This is a genomic window from Labrys sp. LIt4, assembly GCF_017813775.1.
GTDB lineage: Bacteria > Pseudomonadota > Alphaproteobacteria > Rhizobiales > Labraceae > Labrys > Labrys okinawensis_A.
Genome location: NZ_JAGIPY010000006.1, coordinates 318,187 through 337,590, shown reverse-complemented (window position 1 = coordinate 337,590; position 19,404 = coordinate 318,187). Strand labels below are relative to the sequence as shown.

The following is a 19,404-nucleotide window of genomic DNA, read 5'->3' as shown; positions in this document are numbered from 1 at the left end:
CCTACAGGGATGAAACCAGATGGCCGCCGTCGACCGCCAGTGCCGCGCCGGTGATGTAGGAGCCGGCGTCCGAGCACAGAAGAAGCAAGGGCCCGTCAAGCTCCTCGAGCCGACCGAGACGGCGTTGGGGTATCCTGCGCACCAGGGCCTGACCGGCCTCGCTCGCAAAGAAGCCGTGATTGAGATCGGTCTCGATATAGCCGGGGCAAAGTGCGTTAACGCGGATGCCGAAACGGGCGAATTCGAGCGCCAGAGCCTTGCTCATCTGGATGAGCGCTGCCTTGGAGGCCGTGTAGGCGACGAGTTGGCCGGCGACCCGTTGCCCAAGAATGGAAGCGATGTTGACGATGGCGCCGGCGCGGCCCTGTCCCTTCATCGCATGCGCGGCCGCCTGACTCATCAGGAAAGCGCCTTTGAGATTGGTATCGAGGACCTGATCCCATTCCTGTTCCGTGACGTCCAATGCCGGCTTGGTTACCGTCACGCCGGCATTGTTGACGAGAATATCGAGGCCGCCTGCCGCCGATATGTCGCGGAAAGCCTGCTCTACAGACGCAGGGTCGGCGACATCCACCTGCACCACACCCACATCCGCGCCAAGAGCGGCAATTTCCTCCCGAACCTCCTCCAATTTCTCAAGCCGGCGCGCGCCAATGATAATCTTGGCCCCGGCCCGAGCCAGAACGGCCGCAAAATGCCGCCCCAGCCCGGAAGAGGCGCCGGTCACAACCGCCGTGCGCCCGGATAGGTCGGAGTCCACAAGACGCCCGTCCGAAGACGCAGAATCGTGAGAAGACATGGCAGATAACCTTCCAGAAGGTGGGAGCTGTTTCCCGAAAATGTCTGTCGACGCCGCCCCGGCGGAACACCACCTATTCGGTGGCTTTGCCAGCGCCTACGGCCGCGATCGATGCCGGTCCCGGGTCCGGCTGGTGCTCTCTGGCGGAGGTCATGGCCGCGCACACCAAACTCAGCAGGGCGATCGCGGCCATGTAGGCGGCGACGTACCAGGGTGTGCCATTGCCTGCTGCCAGAAGCCGTGAAGCGATCAGCGGCGTGAACCCGCCGACCACCGCCGAGAGCTGCGCAGCCATCGACAGGCCCGTATAGCGCACGCCAGGTTCAAACAACTCGCTGAAGAATGTCGCCTGTACCGAGAACATCAGCACTGCGCCGAAGGTAAGGACGACCACGATCGCAAGGATGATCAGTGCGGTTGATTTCGTCTCCAACAACATGAAGAACGGAAAGGCGGCCAGCATCAGGAACCCGGCCCCGCAAAGATAGAGGACCCGGTGGCCAACGCGATCGGAAAGCCAGCCGAATATCGGGCAGGCGATAAAACCGAGACCAGAGGCGAGTATCATGCCCGTTAGTGGAACCGAGCGATCGACCATGAGGCTGGAAGTCAGATATCCCAGGGCGAAGGTATTGATGATGTTGGCGGAAACATTTTCAGCCACACGAGAGCCGATCGCGAGGACGAGATTGCGCGGATGCTGCCGGACAAGCGAGAACAACGGCACCTTGGGTCTGTCCGCGCGCTCCTGGCTGCGCTTGAATTCAGGCGTTTCCTCGATCTGGAGCCGGATGAACAGGCCGATCACCAGCATGATCGCGCTGATGAGGAAGGGGATACGCCAGCCCCAGCTCAGGAGCTGCTCTTGCGGCAGCAGGGTCACAAGGGCGAACACGGCCGTTGCCAGCAGGATGCCGCCGGAGGCCGCCGACTGTGGGACGCTGCCCCAGAAGCCGCGCTTTTCCATCGGCGCATGCTCGATCGTCATCAGGGCGGCGCCACCATATTCACCGCCCACGCCGAATCCCTGCAGGAGACGCAGCACGACCAGCATCACCGGCGCCCAGAAGCCCGCCGTCTCATAGACCGGTAGGAGGCCGATCAGGAAGGTACCCAGGCCGACGATGATCAGTGTCGCGAGAAGGCTGGCCTTGCGTCCGATCTTGTCGCCGATATGGCCGAAGACGACTCCTCCGAGGGGCCGGGCCAGAAAGCCGACGCCGAAGGTCGCGAAGGAGGCGGTCATCGCCGTCAGTGGGTCGGTGCTTGGAAAGAAGAGCCTGCCAAACACGAGGGCTGAGGCGGTGCCGAAAACATAGAAATCATACCATTCCATTACCGCGCCGGCGAAGCTCGCTGCGGCGATCTTGCGCATGGAAGATTTTGGCATAGACGTTTCCCTGATATTGGAAGTTATATTTTCATTTTACTTCTGCATTCCAGTTTATATCTGTAGAATTATTCAAAGACCGCCAGCCAAGTCGTGGCGCGCGTCTTGACTAAGCATCCTCACATTCGATCGAATAGAATGCTGAATTCGTCGCCCCGGGCCTTGATGTGGCCGCCATAGGGAGGGGCGAAGTGGGCGGGCATCACGATGACGTCCTGCTCGGCGCAGTGCTCGAGTATCTCCCGACGCGTTTCCACCGCCTTCTCCGGATCCGCGCAGACGAAGGTGCGCCAACGCCAGAGTGGTACCTGCAGGGGATGATGCATCACGTCGCCGCACAGGCAGGCACGCTGGCCGCGGGAGTTCACGTCGAGCCGCATCTGGCCCGGCGAGTGGCCCGGCGCCGGCCGCAGCATCAGGCCAGGACCGAGTTCCTCGATGCCCTCCACCGTGAGCACCTGGCCAGCCTCGATCACCGGCAACACGCTGTCGAACCAGGCCTGGCGGTTCACTTCCGCCACGTCCTTGTCCTCGGTTGCCGCGGCCTTCTCGAAATAGGCGAGATCGGCACGCGACATCACATATTTCGCGTTCGGGAAGGTGGGCACCCAGCGCCCGTTCTCCAGGCGTGTGTTCCAGCCGACATGGTCCACGTGCAGATGGGTGCACATCACCATGTCGACCTCCTCGGGCTCGACACCCGCGGCTCGAAGTCGGTCGAGATAGTCAGTGTTCAGCTGATCGAACACACCCCAGCTCGGTCTGTTCTTGTGGTTGCCGACGCAGGTGTCGATCAGGATGGTGCGCCCGTTCTGGCGCACGACCCAGCTGTGGATGCTGATGGTCAGGAAGCCGGTCGACGGGTCGTGGCAGCCGGGCGGCAGCGCTTTCAGGACTGGCGCCAGTTCCTCCTCATTGTAGTCGGCATACCAGTTCTTGGGATGAAAGAGGGGAGTGCAACTCTCCTCGATCCGCGTCAGACGGACATCGCCGATCATGCGGTCATTGTATCTGCCGGTCATAGTTCGCCTCCTTGGAAGTCTTCGAGTCTCTAGCCAACGCGTTCCCATGTCAGGCTGACATCGTTCTCGATCGGCATCAGCGCCATGCGGTCCTCGGCGAGGAATTTGAAACGGCGCACGAAATCGCCGGTCGCGCCCGGGCTGATGTTGCCGTGGCGATGATGGGTGACGGTCCCCTTGCCGGCGTCGACGCTGAAGGTGCCGAAATAGGCGGTGTAACCGAGTATGGCGTCATGGGCCTCCTCGGCTGTCGGCACATGCCGGTCGACGAAAGGTCGGCGCGGCCGGCTCGGTGCGATCTGCACGGCCATGTTGCCCTTGCCGTCGTAGAACAGCAGTCCGGTCGGCTTGTCGCCGCGATCGGGCTGTAGCGGGCTGTTGTCGATCGAGAGGAGCCGCCAGGTCCCGACGAAACGTCGGGCGGCCGCGTGGTTGGATTGGACGTTTGGGGTCTCGTCGGTCATAGCGAACCTCCTGATGCGGGCGCGGTGCAACGCTGCGCCAGTGCGTGCCTCACCACGCCAGTTCGAGGATTTCCTGCACGTCGGCGGTGGTCTCGACCGGGCGCGGATTGTTGCGAAGGCCCGGATCATGGAAGCTTTTGGCCGCGATGAGAGGGAGATCGTCCCTGGTGATGCCGACGTCGCGCAGCCGGGTCGGCAGCTCGATGGCGGCGACCAGGCGCCTTATCGCTTCCGCCGCCGGGATATCGTCCGCTCCCAGCGCGGCGCTGACGAGAGCCTGCCTCTCGGCGTTGACGCCGGCATTCCAGGTCATCACGGCGGGAAGCAGCAGACAGGAGGTCAGGCCATGCGGGATGCCGGCGTGGGCACCCAATACATGGCCGAGCGCATGGCTGGCGCCAACCCTTACGCCCGTGCCGGCGCCGGCCTGTGACAGCCAGCCGGCCATCTGGGACTGCTGGCGCGCTTCGAGGTCGCGCGGGTCCTTGTGAATCCTGGGCAGATAGGCGCTGAGCATTTGGAGCGCCTGCCGGCACACCGCGTCGTTGAAGGGATGTGAGGTCAGGGCGGCCAGGCGCTCAGCCGCATGGTCGACGGCGCGGATGCCGCTCGCCAGAAAATCCGTGGCACCCATGCCGAGCGTCAGGGCAGGGTCCATGATGACGGTCTGCGCCATCATCATGGGATGGCCCACGACATATTTCAGGCCCTTGGCCGTGTCGGTCACGCCGGCGAACCAGGTGAATTCCGCCGCCGACAGCGTCATCGGCAGGGCCGTCATGCGGATCCAGCCCCCGGCGCTCGACGGGCGGCGGCTCGGATCGACACCCGCGGTCGGATATTTGTCGAGCAGCCCTTCGGGCGCATCGATCCCTTCGTGCACGCATAGGGCGATAAGCTTGGCGGCATCGATCACGGAACCGCCGCCCAGGGCGACGAGATGATCGGCTCCGAGCTTACGGGCGAGATCCGCCGCCTTCAGAACACCCTCCAACGGCGTGTGTGGAGCGAGCCCGGAAAAGCTGCCGGCGAGGCGATTGCCGATCGCAGTTTCCAGGCGCGCGAGATCGGGGGTGCCGACCGCCTGCGGTGCTGTCAGCAGCAGGACTTTCTCATGGCCTCCAGCCTCGAGTTCGGCGGCCAGCAGGGTATCGAAGGGTGAGCCATGCAGAACCCGCTCCATGGCAAACTGACGGTAGAATCCCGACGAGATGCTCATCATTTGCCCCAGGTCCCGTTGCGTGGGTCCTGCTCCAGCACCAGCTCCCACAAATTCGCGGCAATGGGCGTTTCCGTTTCCTCGCGCAGATGCGCGATCAGGCCCGCCGCCCGCCCGACCAGGATCAGGCCTCGGCCAAAGACCGAGTCGAAGCCCATGTCGCTGATCATCGCTCCGAGGGCGCCGGCAGCGTTCAAGGGCAGCCGTTTGCCGAGAGTTTCCTCCAACGCCTTGGGGATTGCCAGCGCAAGCCGCCAGTGCTTGCCGAAATAACCGTTGTCACGGGAAATCCGTCTCAGGATTTCGACCCTGGGATCGCCGCCGACATGAATGGGATGGCCGACGCCTGGAATGGTGGATCGCGCCTGCCTTTGCCGCTGCACCAATTGCCGCGCGGCTTCAGCTATATTCGTCTCGCTCGCCTCGGGCGGCAGGTCGCGCGCGGAGGAGGTCAAGAGTTCCGAGACGTTCTGAATGGTCCCGAGGAAACGGCCGCCGGCGCCGAGCAGTCCGGCAGCGACCGCGCCCTGCACGCTCTCCGGTGCGCCAAGCAGGGTCAGGCGCGAGGCGATGGCGCTCGGGGTGAGGCCATGGTCGGTGGCCGCCACCAGAATGGCATTGACCATCGCCCTCTCGCGCTCTTCGGGACGACGCGCGAAGTTCAGCCAATAGATCATGTCGACGAAGTCGAACTTGCCGAGAATCTCGGTGGAAAGGTCTGCGCCGCGGACGACGATCTGATCTGCCGTCGTGTAGCCGATTTCTGTCTTGACGCCGTCCATTTCGATTACCCCCCGAGTCCGACGGTGATGCCACCACAGACCATCAGTGTCTGGCCGGTGATGAAGCCGCTGCGCTCGTCCATCAGGAAGCTCACGGCGTTGGCGATGTCCTCGCTGGTGCCGAGCCGCTTGACAGGAATCGTCGCCAGGATCTTGCGGGTGTGTTCGCTGAAGGGTGGATTGGCGACATTGAAGGCATCCGTCGCGATCGGGCCCGGCGCCACCGCGTTGACGGTGATGCCGTCGCCGGCGAGTTCGAGCGCCCACGTCCGCGTCATGGAGATGACCGCGCCCTTGCTGGCCGAATAGGCCGAGCGCAATTCCTTGCCGAAAGCGGCCCGGCTCGAGATGTTGACGATGCGGCCATAGTGGGCCTTGCGCATCGCCGGCAACAAAGCCTGCGCGCATTGCAGGGCCGAACGGGCATTGACCGCCATCTGGTAGTCGAAGTCGGACAATGTGGTCGCATCGAGCGAAGCGGGCTTCACCAGCCCGACATTGTTGACGAGGCCGAGGGGAGCATCGTCCTGGATGGACGCCAAGGCGTCGGCGAGTGCGTCGGTATCGGACATGTCGACCTGGATGAAACGCCCATTGGGTTCGGGCGGGGCGTTTCGGTCGAAATTGATGATCTCCCAACCATGCGCCGCCAGGTCCTTGGCGATGGCGAGCCCGATCCCGGAGGAGGCTCCGGTCACAAGGACTTTCTGTCTGGCTCCGGTGCTCATGCGGCGACCTCCCCGAGACGGCGATCGATCTCGCGCCGCACCTCGGCCTTGGAAACCTTGGCATTGGCCGTGCGAGGCAGTTCGTCGAAGAAATGCACGCCCTTGGGTGTCTTCACCCCATCGAGTATGCCGCGGACGAAGGCGATGAGTTCGCGCTCGCTCAGCGTGGAGCCGGCGCGCAGCTGCACCGCCCCGTGCACTGCTTCGCCCCAGTGGGAATCGGGAATGCCGACGACCGCACAGTCGATGACGTCGGGGTGTTGGCCGATCGCGGTCTCGACATCGGCGGGATAGACGTTGAACCCGCCCGTGATGATGACATCGCGGATGCGGTCGACCAAGCGCAGATAGCCGCGCTCGTCGAGATAGCCGCCATCGCCGGTGCGCAGCCAGCCCTTGATGAAAGCTTCGGCCGTCTTCTCCGGCTGGTTCCAATAGCCGGTCATGACAAGATCGCCACGGACGCAGATCTCGCCCCATTCGCCGGGCGCAACCTCGTTTCCCTGGGAATCCAGGATGGCAACGCTGGTCAGGATGGTGGGCCGTCCGACGGTCGGGCGGTTTTCCGGCTTCATGGCCTCGGCGGCCGTCAGGAAGGCGATGATCGCGGGGGATTCGGTCTGGCCGTAGGCGGTTTCAAGCACCGGACCGAAGACCTGCTGGGCTTCGGCGACCTTGTCTTCCCGCATAGGGGCGGCACCATAGATCAGATGACGCAAGGCGCTCCAGTCGCGACCGCGTACCGTCGGCTCTTCCAGGATGCTGTAGATCAATGTCGGGGGCAGGAATGTCGCCGTGATGCGGTCCCGCTCGAGAATGCGCACGAGATCGGGCGGCCGGTTTGCTTCCGGCAGGACGATGGTGCCGCCTTGGGCGAGGATGGGGAACAGGAAGGCGGAGGTGCCATGCGAGATGGAGGCGGTCGCCAGGAAGCGTTCATCCTCCTGGAGACGCATGGCGTGAATGAAGGAAACGATTCCAGCGTTCCAGCCGCGATATGACTGCATGACGCCTTTCGGCGCGCCGGTGGTGCCGCCGGTGAACTTGATCGCCTGCGTCTCGGCGAGCGGGTGGTAGATCGGCTTCGGCTTCTTCCCGGCGTAGGCTTGGAGCTCGTCGGTCAGGCGCCGCAGCTTCGGATCGGGTTCCTGTCCCGGTGCGCCCAGTACGATCTCGAGGCCCTCGGTGGGAGGCACCAGGCCGACATAGGAAGCGTCCGCCACAATCAGTGAAGGTGTCACGAAACGGACCGCTCGCGCGATCTCGGCCTGGGCCGAGCGGGTATTCAGCGGCACCCAGATGCGGCCCGACAGAAGGATGCCCAGCAGGGTGACGACGTGGGCGAAATTGTTGGCTGCGAGTATGCCGACGCGGCCGCGCTCGTCGGGCACCAGATCCTGGATGAATGCCGCGCAGGCCTCTGACTTCGAGATCAATTCGGCGTAGGTCAGCGTGCCTTCGGGCCCTTCCAGGGCCACTTTGTCCGGGAAGCGTTGAGCGGAGCGCAGAACGTAATCAATGGGGCGCATGATCGTTTTCCTCTGCTTGAACGGGGAGTGTGATTCCAGCCGCCAGGCCACCGTCGACCAGGAGTTCGGTGGCGTTGACGTAGGAGGATTGGTTGCTGATCAGGAAGGCGACGGCCTCGGCGATTTCCCAGGCGCTTGCCATCCGGCCGAAGGGAAGAGGCCTACTTGCGCGTTCGGGACGGGCGGTGCTCGCGGCCAGGCCCATCGGGGTGTCGACAAAGCCGGCAACCACGCAATTGGCGCGGATGGCGCGCTCGTGCCCACTCATAGCGACCGCGCGGCATAAGGCGCCGATGCCGGCTTTCGAGGCCTCATAGGCGGGATTTCGTGCCAGAGGCAGGTGCGCGCATAAGGACGAGATGAAGACGATGGCCGATCCTGGCTTCATCGTTTCAAGGCCAACCTGGGCACAAAGCATGTGGCCGCGGAGGTTGACGTTCAGAATGGCATCCCACGACTGCGGCGTGATGTCTTCGAGCCGCCGCCTGTCGCTGATGCCGACATTCAGCACCAGGCCATCGATCGGTCCCTCGGCGTCGAATTCATTGAAGCACCGGCGCACCGCGTCTGGATCGGCGATGTCGAGCTTCACCATATCCGCGATGCCGCCTTCCGACCGTATCGCGTCGACCGAGAACCGGGCCGCTTCCTCGCTGCGGTCGGCCACCATCAGATGAGCGCCGCGCCGTGCCAGCGTCAGAGAGATCGCCCTGCCGTTGCTGGCCGGCTCGGGCCGGCCCAGCTGGCCGCCGCCGATGACAACGATCTTCCGACCATCCAAATTTCCAGGGGTCGTCTCGACCATCGCAGGTGCCTGTCTCTGAAAACGTTTCCACATTTTCTGTAACATATACGTGTTGCTTTCCATATGCAACAGGTGTAATTTTTTCACATGAAAAGCATGAAACAAAAGATTTCCGTCCGGGACGTTGCAGAAGCGGCAGGCGTGTCGATTGCCACGGTGTCGCGCGCGCTCAACGACAGCGGCTATGTCAGCGATGAAGTTCGCCGTCGGATCGAGGAGGCGGTCAGGTTGACGGGCTACATCCCCAACTATAGTGCGCGTCAATTGCGCACGGGGCGCAGCCGCACCATTGGCTTGATGGTATCCAACATGGCCAACCCACTATTGGCCGAGCTGTTTGCTGCGCTGGAGTTTCATCTTTACGCAAACGGATATTCGCTGCTGGTGGCCAGTACATATGATGTCCCCGCGCGCGAAGCCGAGCTCTTGGCCATGTTCGAAATGCGCCGGGTCGAAGCCATCGTGGTCACGCCGAGCCGCGAGAATTTCAGCGAGGATGAAAATCCTTATGCGCGCTGCAAGCTGCCGCTCCTGGTTTTTGACCGGGACATCGATTTCCCGGCCGATTTCGTGCTGCAGGATCATCGCGCCGCACTGCGTCAGGCGACGCGCTATCTCGTCAGCCTGGGTCATCGGCGTATCGCGCTGTTTGGCCCCTCGCTGGCCATTCGCGGCGGCCGTGAAAGGCTGGAGGGATACAAAGAAGGCCTGAAGTCGGCGGGTTTGCCGTTCGATGAGGATCTGATCTGTATGCTGCGTTCGGCCACCGATCAGCCTGTCGCCCAGATGGAAGCGATGCTGGCTTTGGAGCGGCCTCCGACGGCGATGATCTGCCTGGGTACGCCGATATTGCCGGCGGCTATGAATACGGCGCGGCAGGCGGGACGTCGCATTCCCGACGATCTTTCGGTGATCGGCATCGGCACGGAGCGCGGCTTTGCCTTGATGCACCCCCCTATGACGGCCGTGCGTTTTAATCTCGATCAAGTCGCACGCGCCGCCACCGAACTGATCCTGCGCCGCTTGGAAGAGCCCGCAGCAGAGCGCCTGACGCGCATCGTCGGCTTCGATCTGGTGCTGGGCGAAACGTGCAGCCCGCCGGTCGCAGAAAATGCGCCGGCCATGGCCTTAAAGACGTAAAAGCCATGCCGGCTGACGATTCAGCATCTCTCGGCAAACGCCGCGAGCTCGCGATTGAAACGTTCAGGTTCTTCCCAGAAGGGCGCATGACCGCTTTCGGCGTACCAGGAGAGTCGGGCGTGGGCGCTATGCCGTGCCGTAATCTCGGCGGCAGCGGGCAGGATGATGGAGCGCCCCGTCCCGAGTCCGCTTTCGGACACGGCAAGCCGGGTACCGTCGGTCGAGGTTACGGAATAGGTCCTCGCCGCCAACAGAGCCTCCAGGCTTTGTTCCGGCATTCCCGCAATCGCCGCGCGCCGATCCGGCGCGCCTTTATATCAAGGCCCGGATGGATCCGGCCTGGCAAGGAAGCTCGCCTCTCGCCGCCCATGCGACCTTGAGCCGCCCTGGCGTGAGAAGCGCACCAATCTCTCCGTCTCGTTCCCCAACCCGCCCCGGCAGCGTGGGCGCACCATTTTAGGGAGTGTGCGATAATGAAACTGGCCAGTGCGTTTCACCGTCGGATCGAACAGCCAAGAATTACAGAATGTGTTGGCACGGGCCGGGCTGGGGTGGTCAGCCGTTCCGGTATCAGTGCATTTTGCAGCAGCCTTTTCCTGGCCACGGCGCTGTTGGCCGGGGGGAGCGTTGCGGCCAGGGCGACGGAACCTGCAACTGCCACGCAAGGTCCCGCGCAAGCCCTGGCGGCAGTCACATCGAAAGTGGTCGGCCAGGCCAGTGAGCTCTCTCTTTGGGAGAATATCGCGCTCGGGCCGGACGGAGCATTCTATGTCTCCGATCACAACCATCGCCGCATCCTTCGCTACGCCGATGTGGAAGGACTGAAAATCTTTGCAGAGCTGCCGGCCTATCCGCTCGGATTGATCTTCGACACAGACGGGACCCTCTATGTCGGTGCCATCGGCCGCAACGCGCTGACGCCGGTGAACGGCCCCGACGCCAACACGATCTACCGCATTCGCCCTGAGGGCAAACCGGAACTCTTCAAGGAAGCCAAGGATGCGAGGCTCCTGAATGGTTGGGTGCGACTGGCGCCGGGGCGCCTTCTGATCGCCGATTCAATCGGTGGGACTATCTGGCAGCTTGATACCAAAAGCGGTGACCTGACGAAGTTCGCCTCCGATCCCTTGCTCGACACGCCGGACCCCACGATTGTCACGCCGGCGGCCAACGGGCTGAAGATCCACGACGGTTATCTTTATATCTCCAACACGGCGCGCAAGACGATCTATCGAGCGCGCCTCGACCCGGCCGGGAAACTTGGCCCCATCGAAGCCTATCAGGAGAATGCCAGGGCCGACGACATCGCCTTCTCGCCGAAAGGCAATCTCTTCTATACCACCCATCAGAAGAGCCTGTACGTGATCCTCGACGGCAAATCAGTGGAATTCTCGCATGACCCGGCCATCCGGGGCAGCACTGCGCTGATCTGGGGCGAGAAAGGCAAGGGCCCTTATGTCGTGTCCGATGGCGGCATGTTCGCCTCCATCAAGTATAAGGGCGGGCCACCCGACAAGGCGGGTCTGACCGAAATCATCGGCTCGCCGTACTGATTTGCCGGCCGGGCGATGCCCGGCCGTGCCATTGGGCGATCATACCGTGGCGATGGGCGTCAACGGGCTTCCGACCGCGCCAGGCAGACGCAGCGGCGGAGCGGTCAGAAGGAAGCTCGTCCGCTTGTTCTCGCGCAGCCAATCCGCAAGCTCGCTCAGATACCAAAGCTCGCCGAGATAGCAGCCGAGCTTGAACAGGCAATGCTCATGCAAAGGCAATCTGGCGCAATGATCGCTCGTACAGGGGCGGGCAGGCAGAGCCTCTACGGCATAGTTGTCGGCCACCAGGGCCACCGCCCCGCAATCCGTCACCCATTGCAAGAGCTTGGGATCGCGGCCATCGAGCGCGCTCGTGGTGGAAAAAAGCTTGCCTGTGTCGGGCTGCTTGTGCATCTCCAGGAGCGCGCGGCCGAACTCGGTGCGAAACAGCACGAAGTCGCCTGGATGGATCGAGATCTCGTCTGCCTCGATCACCCTCATGAGTTCATCATAACCGATGAGCTGGCCACTGCGGCCATAGTGGGCGAAGAGATCCACCATCACGCCCCGGCCTTGCATGCAGGCGGTGGCGATATTCTCGACGCCGAGATGCAATGCACCTCTATGCGCCGCCGTCGGCGTGCTGGTGCCATCCTCGGCATAAACGACGGGGCCGACAACGTCCTGGTTGGCGCGAAAGCCGTTGTAATAGACATCTTCCAGCTTGCCGTCACCGTCGACATCGAACATCTGTCCGACATGGGCGAAGGTGTCCCATTGCGTCGAATATTGCAGCGCCAGCACGACCTGATCGTCGCTGGCCATATCTGTTGCCGTCGGATCGTCGCAGCGCAGCGGATAGTTCATGAAGGGCTTGCCGTCGCGCTCGGTCGGCCGCAACACGGGTGGCCCCCGGCGCGGGTTGAGCGCGTTGCCGCCGGGATAGTCCAGCGGAAGCGACAGGCAGAAGGTACGCCCTTCACGAACCTCGCGAATGCCCCGCAGGACGGCTTCCGGTGTCAACAGGTTGGCGCGCCCGCGCTCGTCGTCCTCGCCCCAATCGCCCCATGTCGATCCTTCCGGCCGTCGGATCCAGCGCTTCGTTGCCATTTGGGTTCCTCGCATCTCGAAATGGGGGACTCGTCGGAAGTTCGTGACGCCGCTTGGTACAACGGACCAGCAATCGTGCGTTCGATCAAGACGACCAAATGGGCGACCCCCGGGCCGCCGTCGCCGAAGACACCAACCGCAATGCGCGTGCGGATCGCCCGAGGGCTCGTCGGACTATGCGAATAATTATCGGCTGGCTAGTATCTCGGAAAATCAGGAGGAGACGGCTGAATGACGACGCAACCTTCGTTTAAATACGATATCGCCTCTCAGGCGGCGCAGCTCGCCGAAGACGGTATCATCGGGCTGAAAGGCGCTTTCAGTCCGGAATGGGCCGACGAGATGCGTGAAGACATGATGACGGCTTTCTGGGCGGCGATTCAACGGCCCGGTGGCGCCGTCGGCCGTGGTCCACGCCGTTGGTATGTCGAGATACATCCGCAGGCCTTTCGCGGTTTCGTGGACCTCATCACCCATCCCTGGGTCGTGGATGTCTGCACGCATGTGCTTGGGCCCGATTATCAGATCGTGGAAATCGGCTTCGACGTGCCGTTCCAGGGTGCGAAATACCAGCCCTGGCACCGCGACTTTCCTTCACCTGCCGACACCTATCGCGATCGAAAAATCACCTCGCTCGCTTTCAACCTCACCGGCGTCGATGTCACCGAAGACATGGGTCCTTTCGAAATAGCCCCCGGAACGCAATATGACGACGGCCGTGAATGGAAGCACGAGATGTTTCCGGACAAGTCGCTCTGGGGCCGCTTCCAGGAGCGTGCGACCCGCAAATATCCGCAGCGGGGCGATATCTCCTGTCGGTCGGCGCTGACGGTCCATCGCGGAACGGAGCATCAATCGCCGATCGCGCGGCCCGTGATGGTCCTTGGCGTCGATGCGCCGGGGGCAGGGCATGCCGAACTGCATGATATGATGGTAACGCGCGACTGGTATGATGCCTTGCCCGATATCGCGAAGAAACACCTCGTCTGCAGGGTCGTGGACGAACTCGTGCCGATCAGCCAGAAGCACGATATCGAGGGCCTCGTGATGGGAGCCGATCCGACCTGACGGCTCGAGATGGGAGGGCGCCTTGCTGGCGGACCGTGCCCGGCAATGTGCGGGATAACACGAACGACGGTCCCGCCCCACAGCCACGACCCCTGGCACCGCTGCACCGTCGGCGGCATCGACGCGCGTTGGAGCGAGGCGCTCCTCAAGGGGAGGGCGCGACAATTCGGCCCCTACGCGCGTCTCAGTCAGGCCAGCGTTCCAGCTTCGGCGAAAATGGCGTCATTCCCGCCATTGGTTCGACCCGCCCGTAACGAGATTTCAGGGGAGGCCTCGATTTCGGCCGATCCCATTGTGCGATTGCGCCTGAGATTCATCGAACGCGCACACAGTCAGCTCGGCTGAATTTCCGTCGACGAAACGGTACTCCTTGACTTGCTTTTATCGCCGGGAGAAGAATGAAAAATGCTTCGGCGAGCGAGGATGAAACTGCGTTTTCACTTGGCCGCCGTGGAACTTGGCTCAAGGAATTGTGATGTCACCAGGTTCGACGTCCTTCTATTCTAGCTGGTTATCCTTTGTAATCATTGGCGTGGTCGTCGCAGGCGGAGGCGCTGCCTTTGCCTACACTGCGGGCTGGCTTTCACCTCACGCCCTCACGTCGCAGAAACTTGTGGACGCTCTCGCCCCGGCATCGGGGCCTGCGCCCGGCCATCGGCGCAATCACGCGAAAGGCATCTGTTTCACAGGTGAGTTCGAAGCAAATGGCTCTGGCGTCAATTTGTCGAAGGCAAGCATGTTTGCCCCCGGCAAATACCCGGTCGTCGGCCGCCTCAACCTTGCCACGCCGGATCCGACCGCGCGCGATGCCGCTGTCCGGGTAAGGGGAATCGGGATTCAGATCACCGGTGCTGACAGCCAACAATGGCGTAGCGCCATGATCGATCCGCCTTTCTTTCCGGTGTCCACGCCGCAGGCGTTTTACGAGCTTCTGACCGCCTCGGCGAGCAAGGATCCGGAGGCGATGAAGCGTTTCGCCGGCGCCCATCCCGAGATTGCCGCGTTCGGCGAATGGGCCAAGAGCGCGCCCTGGACGGCCAGCTACGCTCAGGAGCGCTTCAACAGCCTGAATAGCTTCGTCTTCACCAACGCGGCGGGCACGGAACATACCGTGCGCTGGTCATTGGTCCCCACGATTGCGGCGACCGCGATCGCACCGGACGATCTGGCCAAGCGCGATGCCGACTTCCTCGAGCAGGAAATCGTCGAAAGAGTGAAGGCTGGGCCCGTGTCTTGGAAGCTGGTGGTTACACTGGCCAATCCGGGCGATCCCACCGCAGACCCGAGCAAGCCCTGGCCCACCGATCGGAAGGCGGAGGAGGTGGGAACGCTTACCGCGACGCAGATCATCCCCGAGGATCACGGCCCGTGCCGCGACATCAACTTCGATCCGACCGTACTGCCGGACGGCATTCGCACCTCCGACGACCCATTCCCTGCAGCTCGTTCCGCGGCCTATGCCGTCTCGTTCGACAGGCGGACGGCCGAGTCCGGCAGCTACCCTAGGCAACAGGGAGCAACGCGATGAGAGCGGCGATCGGCTCCTTCTCGATTTTGCAGCGGTTGCTGCATTGGGTAATGGCGATTTGCATTCTCGCCATGCTGTTCATCGGTGTGGCCATGGTGAGGACGATCGGACCGGATTATCTGTCCCTCATCTCGCTTCACAAGAGTCTCGGCGTTGCCATCCTGGTGCTGGCGCTCCTGAGGCTGGCGGTCAGGTTGAGAAGGGGCGCACCTCCTTTGCCTGGCGATCTGCCGGCGCCGATGAAACTGGCGGCGCATCTTTCACATCTGGCGTTCTATCTGCTGATGATCGGAATGCCGTTGATCGGGTGGGCCATGATGTCTGCGGCAGGCTACCCGATCGTCCTGGCGGGCGGTCTGCGCCTGCCCTCGATCCTTCCTGCCAGCCGCGAGATGCACGCCCTGCTGTGGAACGCCCATTTCTACCTCGCAATGGCTTTCTTTGCGCTGGTTCTGGTTCACATCGCGGCGGCGCTGTTCCATCTTCTCGTCAGGCAGGACGAGGTCTTCAGGCAAATGACGGTCGGCAACGAGTGAGGCCGGTAGGCAAAGCACGTGGTGAGGAAAGCTGAATTTCGAGCACGGCCGGTTTTGCCTGAAACCCTTCCGACCACCATGCCTGGATCGCGGCTCGATCGGCGATCCAGCCCCCTTCGATCGGCTTTCTTTCGCCAGCGTTAACGGCAGGCCTTTGCCTCGGAACGCCCTGTCTGCTGGAACAGGCGGCCGGCTCGGCGTCGGTGCGAGGAGCTTTGGGTGGTAGAAAGAAACCGAGCGGCGGTTGACTGCCGTCTGTTTCGATCTATTCGTTTGTTCCCTGAAGGAAATGCGAAGATCCATACAGGATTTAATTCAGCATTCTCATAGGGGAATTAGGGGCATGCGGGCGTTTGGTGGAATTCTGGCGGCGGGCGTGCTGGTCGTGTCGACACTCCCAAGTCACGCAGCAGACTTTCATTACAGTTCACTTATTGGACGATGGAAGGTCCAGGGCGTCAAAGTTGCGGGGAATGGCGTACAAGCCCTGGTCAACAACGATCCACAATATATGGGGGCCGTCGTCGAATTCGACGCAGGCAAGATCATCTGGGTCCAGGGCACCAAGGCCAAGCCGATCGATCCGAACACCGACAACTGCAACGCAGCACCGAAATTGACGCCTGCCGACCGCAACGATCCGGACGCCGGATACAAGGTGAAGGGCGGCTACAATATCCTGTGCGGCTCGCAGGGATGGGGGCCCGGCGCGGTGGTGCTGCCCGTCCAGCCGGATGTCGTTTCACTCTATTGGTACGACAATGGCATCCTGTCCCTGAAGCGGGAAAGCGTAGCCAGCACCGGTTCCGGCTCGGGATCGGCAAGCGCGCCTGCCCAGGTCGCAACGGCGGGGCAAGCTGCGGCTGCCGGGGCGACTAATTGCGCGAACGCCGCCACGCAGGCCGATATGAACGAATGCGCCGACAAGGCTTTCAAGAAAGCGGATGCCGATCTGAATGCCGTCTACCAGCAGATCGAGCAACGATTGAAGGACAATGCCGATACCAAGAAACGGCTTGTTGCCGCGCAGCGGGCCTGGGTGGCCTTCCGCGATGCCGAATGCACCTTCTCCGCCTCCGGTGCCTCGGGAGGAAGCATCTATCCCATGGTCTATTCGATGTGCCTGGACAGGGTCACCCAAGCCAGGGTTCGCTCGCTCGAGGCCTATCTGAGCTGCGGGGAGGGCGATACCAGCTGCCCGGTTCCCACCGCCAACTGACGATCCTGCCCCTTATCCACACGATCCTTGATGGAGTTCGACATGAAACGTGTCCTCATCGTGCTCGGCGCGCTGAGCCTTCTCGCCGGCTGCAAGACTGACGAACAGCAGCGCGCGATCGACATGAGAAACGACAACCGGCTCTGCCAGGCCCAAGGTTTTGCGCCCGGCTCGCAGGCGCTGGCGGAGTGCATGAACACGGCAGCCCAATCGCGGGCCGCCGACAAGGCGAGACAGGCAGCGGCGCAGCAGGCCCAGGCCGCGAGGGACCAGGCCAATTGGGACGCATGGCGGCAGAAAGCCGCCAACAACGGGAATAGCAACAGCAGCTGGAACAACAACAGCAGCTGGTCGCAGTCGAACAATCAGACCATCGATACCAGGCCGCAGTTCGACAGGCAGGGCAATCCCAATTTCGATACCCAGGGCAATTATCAGGGCTGCCACGGTATCGGATGCCAAGTCGATAATCCGGACGCTCCCAATTGAGAATATCCGGAACGAAACGTCACGCGGCGAGCTGGCAGCTGTCTTGATTCACAAACCATGGAAAGCCTATTGCCGCCACCTTGCGGGGTGTACATGAAAAAGAAGCCGCCGGACCTGGTCCAGCGTGCTTCTCCCTAACTCTTTGCTTTCAGGCGTTTTCTTGGCGAAAATCCTGTCGACTTTTCTGGAAAGCGCTTTAGGCCGCTGAACCGGGGCGTGGCTTTGAACCGCCGCGCTTGACGGAGGCATCGCGCGGCTTGGGACGTGGGAGAAGGCCTTCGCGCTGGGCCTGTTTGCGGGCGAGCTTGCGGGCGCGGCGAATGGCCTCCGCTTTTTCGCGTATCCTGCGTTCCGATGGTTTTTCGTAAGCCTTGCGCAGCTTCAGTTCACGAATGACGCCCTCGCGCTGCATTTTCTTTTTCAGCACTCGCAAGGCCTGATCAACATTGTTGTCCCGCACCAATACCTGCAATGATTTATTTCCTTTCCAGTTGAGTGAAAAATCGGAGCAATCCGGCCATGGCCCACTGCTCCGAGAGGTCGATTTTTGAATCCAGTCGAACGAATTCGACCGACCGAGACAGAGCGTTGGAGCGTTTCTCAGAAAAGTTGACGGATTTTTCGATTAGGAAAACGCGTCAAAATAAACGGTTGGAGAGAAGGTGCGATTTAGGGAAATCGCACTTTGCTCTAGACGGGCGCTATCTCGTGCTCTTTGACAGCGTGCTCATGCTGCTCGCTTTTATTTTTGATGCGATAGGCCGGCCCGGCATTTTCGACGGGAAGGACTTTGACGATCTCGTAATATCCGCTCTGTCCCACCAGGCCCGGCCGCAAATATCTGACTGCGTCACCGATCTTGAACTTGTGACTGGCCGAGGCAGCCGGACCACTCGCCGAGTTCGGGGCCTTTGGGCTGCGCTGTTGGACGGCTCGCCTGCCCCTTAACGGATATTGCTCGTTCTCATAAAGGGACCGAATAGCGGAACCGGTATATTCGTCGGTGTTTGTTTGTATGGAGATACCGTTAAGATTGGCTCCATACTCGTCCATCGCAAAGTTTACGGCAGAAGAAAGGCTCTCAAAACGTCGATATTTTATGGAGCTTCGAACCCATCCGGCCGATTTTGATTTAACAAAAAGCTCAGCAGGAACGAGAAAATCTAATTTGGACATATGTTAAATTAACACATCACCTTCCAAATGTCATTCATTAATCCACCCTGGGCAATGGAGGACGCAGGCGCCGCAATCACACGCTCCGCCGGGCGTCTTTTCTCACCACCAGTCCGTGCGGCAGCCAATCGTCTTCTCTCAACACCCACAAAATGGCCATTGCTTCGTCCCGATACGATTCCCACATCGGGCTCCCGTCGAATTGGATATTCTCGGGATTGCCATGGAATCGGCACAAGGCGCGACAGATGCGCTCAATCGGATCGACGCTATCGGGCATGGCCTTGTTCCCTTCGATTTACCGGCGTCGAGCCTATTGCCGCTTCTGGGTCACGGCACGGCGAATGCGGTGCCGTTTCACGGGCCCATGCTGAACGGATGGCTTGGGTTCGCCACCGCTCGCATCTCGCTTTTCCCGCAACGCTTTTAGACGCGCGGTCTTTTCGTCACGAGTCTGCGTCTCGCTCACGATGAGCGCGTATGCCGCACTATCGGTTTCGGCCTGTCTCTTCTCCGATTTGCTGGGAGGCGGGGGATTTCGGGCCATCAATCCATTCCTTCCGAATGTTCCGGCGTCCCACCTATGCCCCTATGTTCCGGGACAGGGACGATGTCAGATCGGATCAGGTGTCGCGAGCCGGCCCTCTTGCTCTAACAGCAAACGAAGATCCGAGCGAATCATACCGGGTTCCGGCCAAGGCGGTGCCTTGTCACCCTCCAGAGCCCGAAGACTGATGTCGGCAAGCTCAGGCCGATTTCCAAGTGTGACGGCTCGGCATCGGCTCTATCACGTTCGCTTCACGCGGCACAACGACAGTTTACCTCGTGGCACAATGACGTGTCGCAGGCAACGAACTGGCCCGGACGA

Annotated in this window: 21 protein-coding genes; 7 read left to right on the top strand and 14 right to left on the bottom strand. The window is 61.8% G+C overall.

What is annotated here, in order from left to right; all coding sequences use genetic code 11:
- Window position 1 precedes the first annotated feature (1 nt).
- From J8I29_RS14475 to J8I29_RS14435, 9 genes are all read right to left on the bottom strand, one after another.
- A complete protein-coding gene (locus J8I29_RS14475) occupies window positions 2-799 on the bottom strand; it encodes a glucose 1-dehydrogenase (protein WP_209432179.1) in 798 nt (265 codons plus the stop codon).
- 73 nt (window positions 800-872) lie between these two features.
- Window positions 873-2,174: an MFS transporter gene (locus J8I29_RS14470; protein ID WP_209432178.1), complete on the bottom strand. Its 1,302-nt coding sequence runs from the start codon at window positions 2,172-2,174 to the stop codon at window positions 873-875.
- 134 nt (window positions 2,175-2,308) lie between these two features.
- Window positions 2,309-3,211, bottom strand: a complete 903-nt coding sequence (locus J8I29_RS14465; protein WP_209432177.1) for an MBL fold metallo-hydrolase — start codon at window positions 3,209-3,211, stop codon at window positions 2,309-2,311.
- A 29-nt stretch (window positions 3,212-3,240) separates the two neighbouring features.
- Window positions 3,241-3,675 (bottom strand): lipocalin-like domain-containing protein, encoded by a 435-nt coding sequence (locus tag J8I29_RS14460; protein ID WP_209432176.1) that lies wholly within the window; start codon window positions 3,673-3,675, stop codon window positions 3,241-3,243.
- 49 nt (window positions 3,676-3,724) lie between these two features.
- A complete protein-coding gene (locus J8I29_RS14455; RefSeq protein ID WP_209432175.1) occupies window positions 3,725-4,897 on the bottom strand; it encodes an iron-containing alcohol dehydrogenase in 1,173 nt (390 codons plus the stop codon).
- Window positions 4,894-5,676 carry a citryl-CoA lyase gene (locus tag J8I29_RS14450; protein ID WP_209432174.1) on the bottom strand — a complete coding sequence of 261 codons (783 nt, stop codon included), beginning with the start codon at window positions 5,674-5,676 and terminating at the stop codon, window positions 4,894-4,896. The genes J8I29_RS14455 and J8I29_RS14450 overlap by 4 nt, the downstream gene beginning before the upstream one ends.
- 5 nt (window positions 5,677-5,681) lie before the next feature.
- A complete protein-coding gene (locus J8I29_RS14445; protein ID WP_348536018.1) occupies window positions 5,682-6,374 on the bottom strand; it encodes an SDR family oxidoreductase in 693 nt (230 codons plus the stop codon).
- Between the two features lie 26 nt (window positions 6,375-6,400).
- A complete protein-coding gene (locus tag J8I29_RS14440; RefSeq protein WP_209432172.1) occupies window positions 6,401-7,933 on the bottom strand; it encodes an AMP-binding protein in 1,533 nt (510 codons plus the stop codon).
- A complete protein-coding gene (locus tag J8I29_RS14435) occupies window positions 7,920-8,738 on the bottom strand; it encodes an SDR family oxidoreductase (protein WP_209432171.1) in 819 nt (272 codons plus the stop codon). Before J8I29_RS14435 ends, J8I29_RS14440 begins: the two co-directional genes overlap by 14 nt.
- A gap of 96 nt (window positions 8,739-8,834) precedes the next feature.
- On the opposite strand from J8I29_RS14435, the gene J8I29_RS14430 reads away from it, so the two are divergent.
- A complete protein-coding gene (locus J8I29_RS14430; protein WP_209432170.1) occupies window positions 8,835-9,878 on the top strand; it encodes a LacI family DNA-binding transcriptional regulator in 1,044 nt (347 codons plus the stop codon).
- Window positions 9,879-9,898: 20 nt separating this feature from the next.
- On the opposite strand, the gene J8I29_RS14425 is transcribed toward J8I29_RS14430, so the two are convergent.
- Window positions 9,899-10,156 (bottom strand): alpha/beta hydrolase, encoded by a 258-nt coding sequence (locus J8I29_RS14425; protein WP_209432169.1) that lies wholly within the window; start codon window positions 10,154-10,156, stop codon window positions 9,899-9,901.
- Window positions 10,157-10,351: 195 nt separating this feature from the next.
- On the opposite strand from J8I29_RS14425, the gene J8I29_RS14420 reads away from it, so the two are divergent.
- Entirely contained in the window at window positions 10,352-11,431 is a 1,080-nt protein-coding gene (locus J8I29_RS14420; protein WP_209432168.1) for a hypothetical protein, read from the top strand.
- A 39-nt stretch (window positions 11,432-11,470) separates the two neighbouring features.
- On the opposite strand, the gene J8I29_RS14415 is transcribed toward J8I29_RS14420, so the two are convergent.
- The gene (locus J8I29_RS14415) at window positions 11,471-12,520 is read right to left on the bottom strand and encodes a cyclase family protein (protein WP_209432167.1); all 1,050 of its coding nucleotides are present in this window, start codon (window positions 12,518-12,520) and stop codon (window positions 11,471-11,473) included.
- Window positions 12,521-12,751: 231 nt separating this feature from the next.
- On the opposite strand from J8I29_RS14415, the gene J8I29_RS14410 reads away from it, so the two are divergent.
- The 5 genes from J8I29_RS14410 (at window position 12,752) to J8I29_RS14390 (ending at window position 17,360) form a co-directional block, all read left to right on the top strand.
- The gene (locus tag J8I29_RS14410; RefSeq protein ID WP_209432166.1) at window positions 12,752-13,588 is read left to right on the top strand and encodes a phytanoyl-CoA dioxygenase family protein; all 837 of its coding nucleotides are present in this window, start codon (window positions 12,752-12,754) and stop codon (window positions 13,586-13,588) included.
- A gap of 475 nt (window positions 13,589-14,063) precedes the next feature.
- A complete protein-coding gene (locus tag J8I29_RS14405) occupies window positions 14,064-15,116 on the top strand; it encodes a catalase family peroxidase (protein WP_209432165.1) in 1,053 nt (350 codons plus the stop codon).
- Window positions 15,113-15,652, top strand: a complete 540-nt coding sequence (locus tag J8I29_RS14400) for a cytochrome b (protein ID WP_209432164.1) — start codon at window positions 15,113-15,115, stop codon at window positions 15,650-15,652. The genes J8I29_RS14405 and J8I29_RS14400 overlap by 4 nt, the downstream gene beginning before the upstream one ends.
- 511 nt (window positions 15,653-16,163) lie before the next feature.
- Window positions 16,164-16,871, top strand: coding sequence for a lysozyme inhibitor LprI family protein (locus tag J8I29_RS14395; RefSeq protein ID WP_245196985.1), 708 nt, complete (start codon window positions 16,164-16,166; stop codon window positions 16,869-16,871).
- Between the two features lie 42 nt (window positions 16,872-16,913).
- Window positions 16,914-17,360, top strand: a complete 447-nt coding sequence (locus tag J8I29_RS14390; protein ID WP_245196984.1) for a hypothetical protein — start codon at window positions 16,914-16,916, stop codon at window positions 17,358-17,360.
- 196 nt (window positions 17,361-17,556) lie between these two features.
- On the opposite strand, the gene rpsU is transcribed toward J8I29_RS14390, so the two are convergent.
- The 3 genes from rpsU to J8I29_RS14375 form a co-directional block, all read right to left on the bottom strand.
- Window positions 17,557-17,832, bottom strand: coding sequence for a 30S ribosomal protein S21 (rpsU, locus tag J8I29_RS14385; protein WP_105860594.1), 276 nt, complete (start codon window positions 17,830-17,832; stop codon window positions 17,557-17,559).
- A 218-nt stretch (window positions 17,833-18,050) separates the two neighbouring features.
- A complete protein-coding gene (locus J8I29_RS14380; protein ID WP_209432162.1) occupies window positions 18,051-18,536 on the bottom strand; it encodes a hypothetical protein in 486 nt (161 codons plus the stop codon).
- Window positions 18,537-18,612: 76 nt separating this feature from the next.
- The gene (locus tag J8I29_RS14375; protein ID WP_105860592.1) at window positions 18,613-18,816 is read right to left on the bottom strand and encodes a hypothetical protein; all 204 of its coding nucleotides are present in this window, start codon (window positions 18,814-18,816) and stop codon (window positions 18,613-18,615) included.
- Window positions 18,817-19,404 lie beyond the last annotated feature (588 nt).

What these genes read in the sequence shown, in the direction of transcription:
- J8I29_RS14375 (WP_105860592.1), bottom strand. Translation starts at nt 18,816, where the DNA reads ATGCCCGATAGCGTCGATCCGATTGAGCGCATCTGTCGCGCCTTGTGC.
- J8I29_RS14465 (WP_209432177.1), bottom strand. Translation starts at nt 3,211, where the DNA reads ATGACCGGCAGATACAATGACCGCATGATCGGCGATGTCCGTCTGACG.
- J8I29_RS14405 (WP_209432165.1), top strand. Translation starts at nt 14,064, where the DNA reads ATGTCACCAGGTTCGACGTCCTTCTATTCTAGCTGGTTATCCTTTGTA.
- J8I29_RS14400 (WP_209432164.1), top strand. Translation starts at nt 15,113, where the DNA reads ATGAGAGCGGCGATCGGCTCCTTCTCGATTTTGCAGCGGTTGCTGCAT.
- J8I29_RS14475 (WP_209432179.1), bottom strand. Translation starts at nt 799, where the DNA reads ATGTCTTCTCACGATTCTGCGTCTTCGGACGGGCGTCTTGTGGACTCC.
- J8I29_RS14430 (WP_209432170.1), top strand. Translation starts at nt 8,835, where the DNA reads ATGAAACAAAAGATTTCCGTCCGGGACGTTGCAGAAGCGGCAGGCGTG.
- J8I29_RS14395 (WP_245196985.1), top strand. Translation starts at nt 16,164, where the DNA reads ATGGGGGCCGTCGTCGAATTCGACGCAGGCAAGATCATCTGGGTCCAG.
- J8I29_RS14460 (WP_209432176.1), bottom strand. Translation starts at nt 3,675, where the DNA reads ATGACCGACGAGACCCCAAACGTCCAATCCAACCACGCGGCCGCCCGA.
- J8I29_RS14410 (WP_209432166.1), top strand. Translation starts at nt 12,752, where the DNA reads ATGACGACGCAACCTTCGTTTAAATACGATATCGCCTCTCAGGCGGCG.
- J8I29_RS14415 (WP_209432167.1), bottom strand. Translation starts at nt 12,520, where the DNA reads ATGGCAACGAAGCGCTGGATCCGACGGCCGGAAGGATCGACATGGGGC.
- J8I29_RS14450 (WP_209432174.1), bottom strand. Translation starts at nt 5,676, where the DNA reads ATGGACGGCGTCAAGACAGAAATCGGCTACACGACGGCAGATCAGATC.
- J8I29_RS14435 (WP_209432171.1), bottom strand. Translation starts at nt 8,738, where the DNA reads ATGGTCGAGACGACCCCTGGAAATTTGGATGGTCGGAAGATCGTTGTC.
- J8I29_RS14390 (WP_245196984.1), top strand. Translation starts at nt 16,914, where the DNA reads ATGAAACGTGTCCTCATCGTGCTCGGCGCGCTGAGCCTTCTCGCCGGC.
- J8I29_RS14420 (WP_209432168.1), top strand. Translation starts at nt 10,352, where the DNA reads ATGAAACTGGCCAGTGCGTTTCACCGTCGGATCGAACAGCCAAGAATT.
- J8I29_RS14380 (WP_209432162.1), bottom strand. Translation starts at nt 18,536, where the DNA reads ATGTCCAAATTAGATTTTCTCGTTCCTGCTGAGCTTTTTGTTAAATCA.
- J8I29_RS14440 (WP_209432172.1), bottom strand. Translation starts at nt 7,933, where the DNA reads ATGCGCCCCATTGATTACGTTCTGCGCTCCGCTCAACGCTTCCCGGAC.
- J8I29_RS14455 (WP_209432175.1), bottom strand. Translation starts at nt 4,897, where the DNA reads ATGATGAGCATCTCGTCGGGATTCTACCGTCAGTTTGCCATGGAGCGG.
- J8I29_RS14470 (WP_209432178.1), bottom strand. Translation starts at nt 2,174, where the DNA reads ATGCGCAAGATCGCCGCAGCGAGCTTCGCCGGCGCGGTAATGGAATGG.
- J8I29_RS14425 (WP_209432169.1), bottom strand. Translation starts at nt 10,156, where the DNA reads ATGCCGGAACAAAGCCTGGAGGCTCTGTTGGCGGCGAGGACCTATTCC.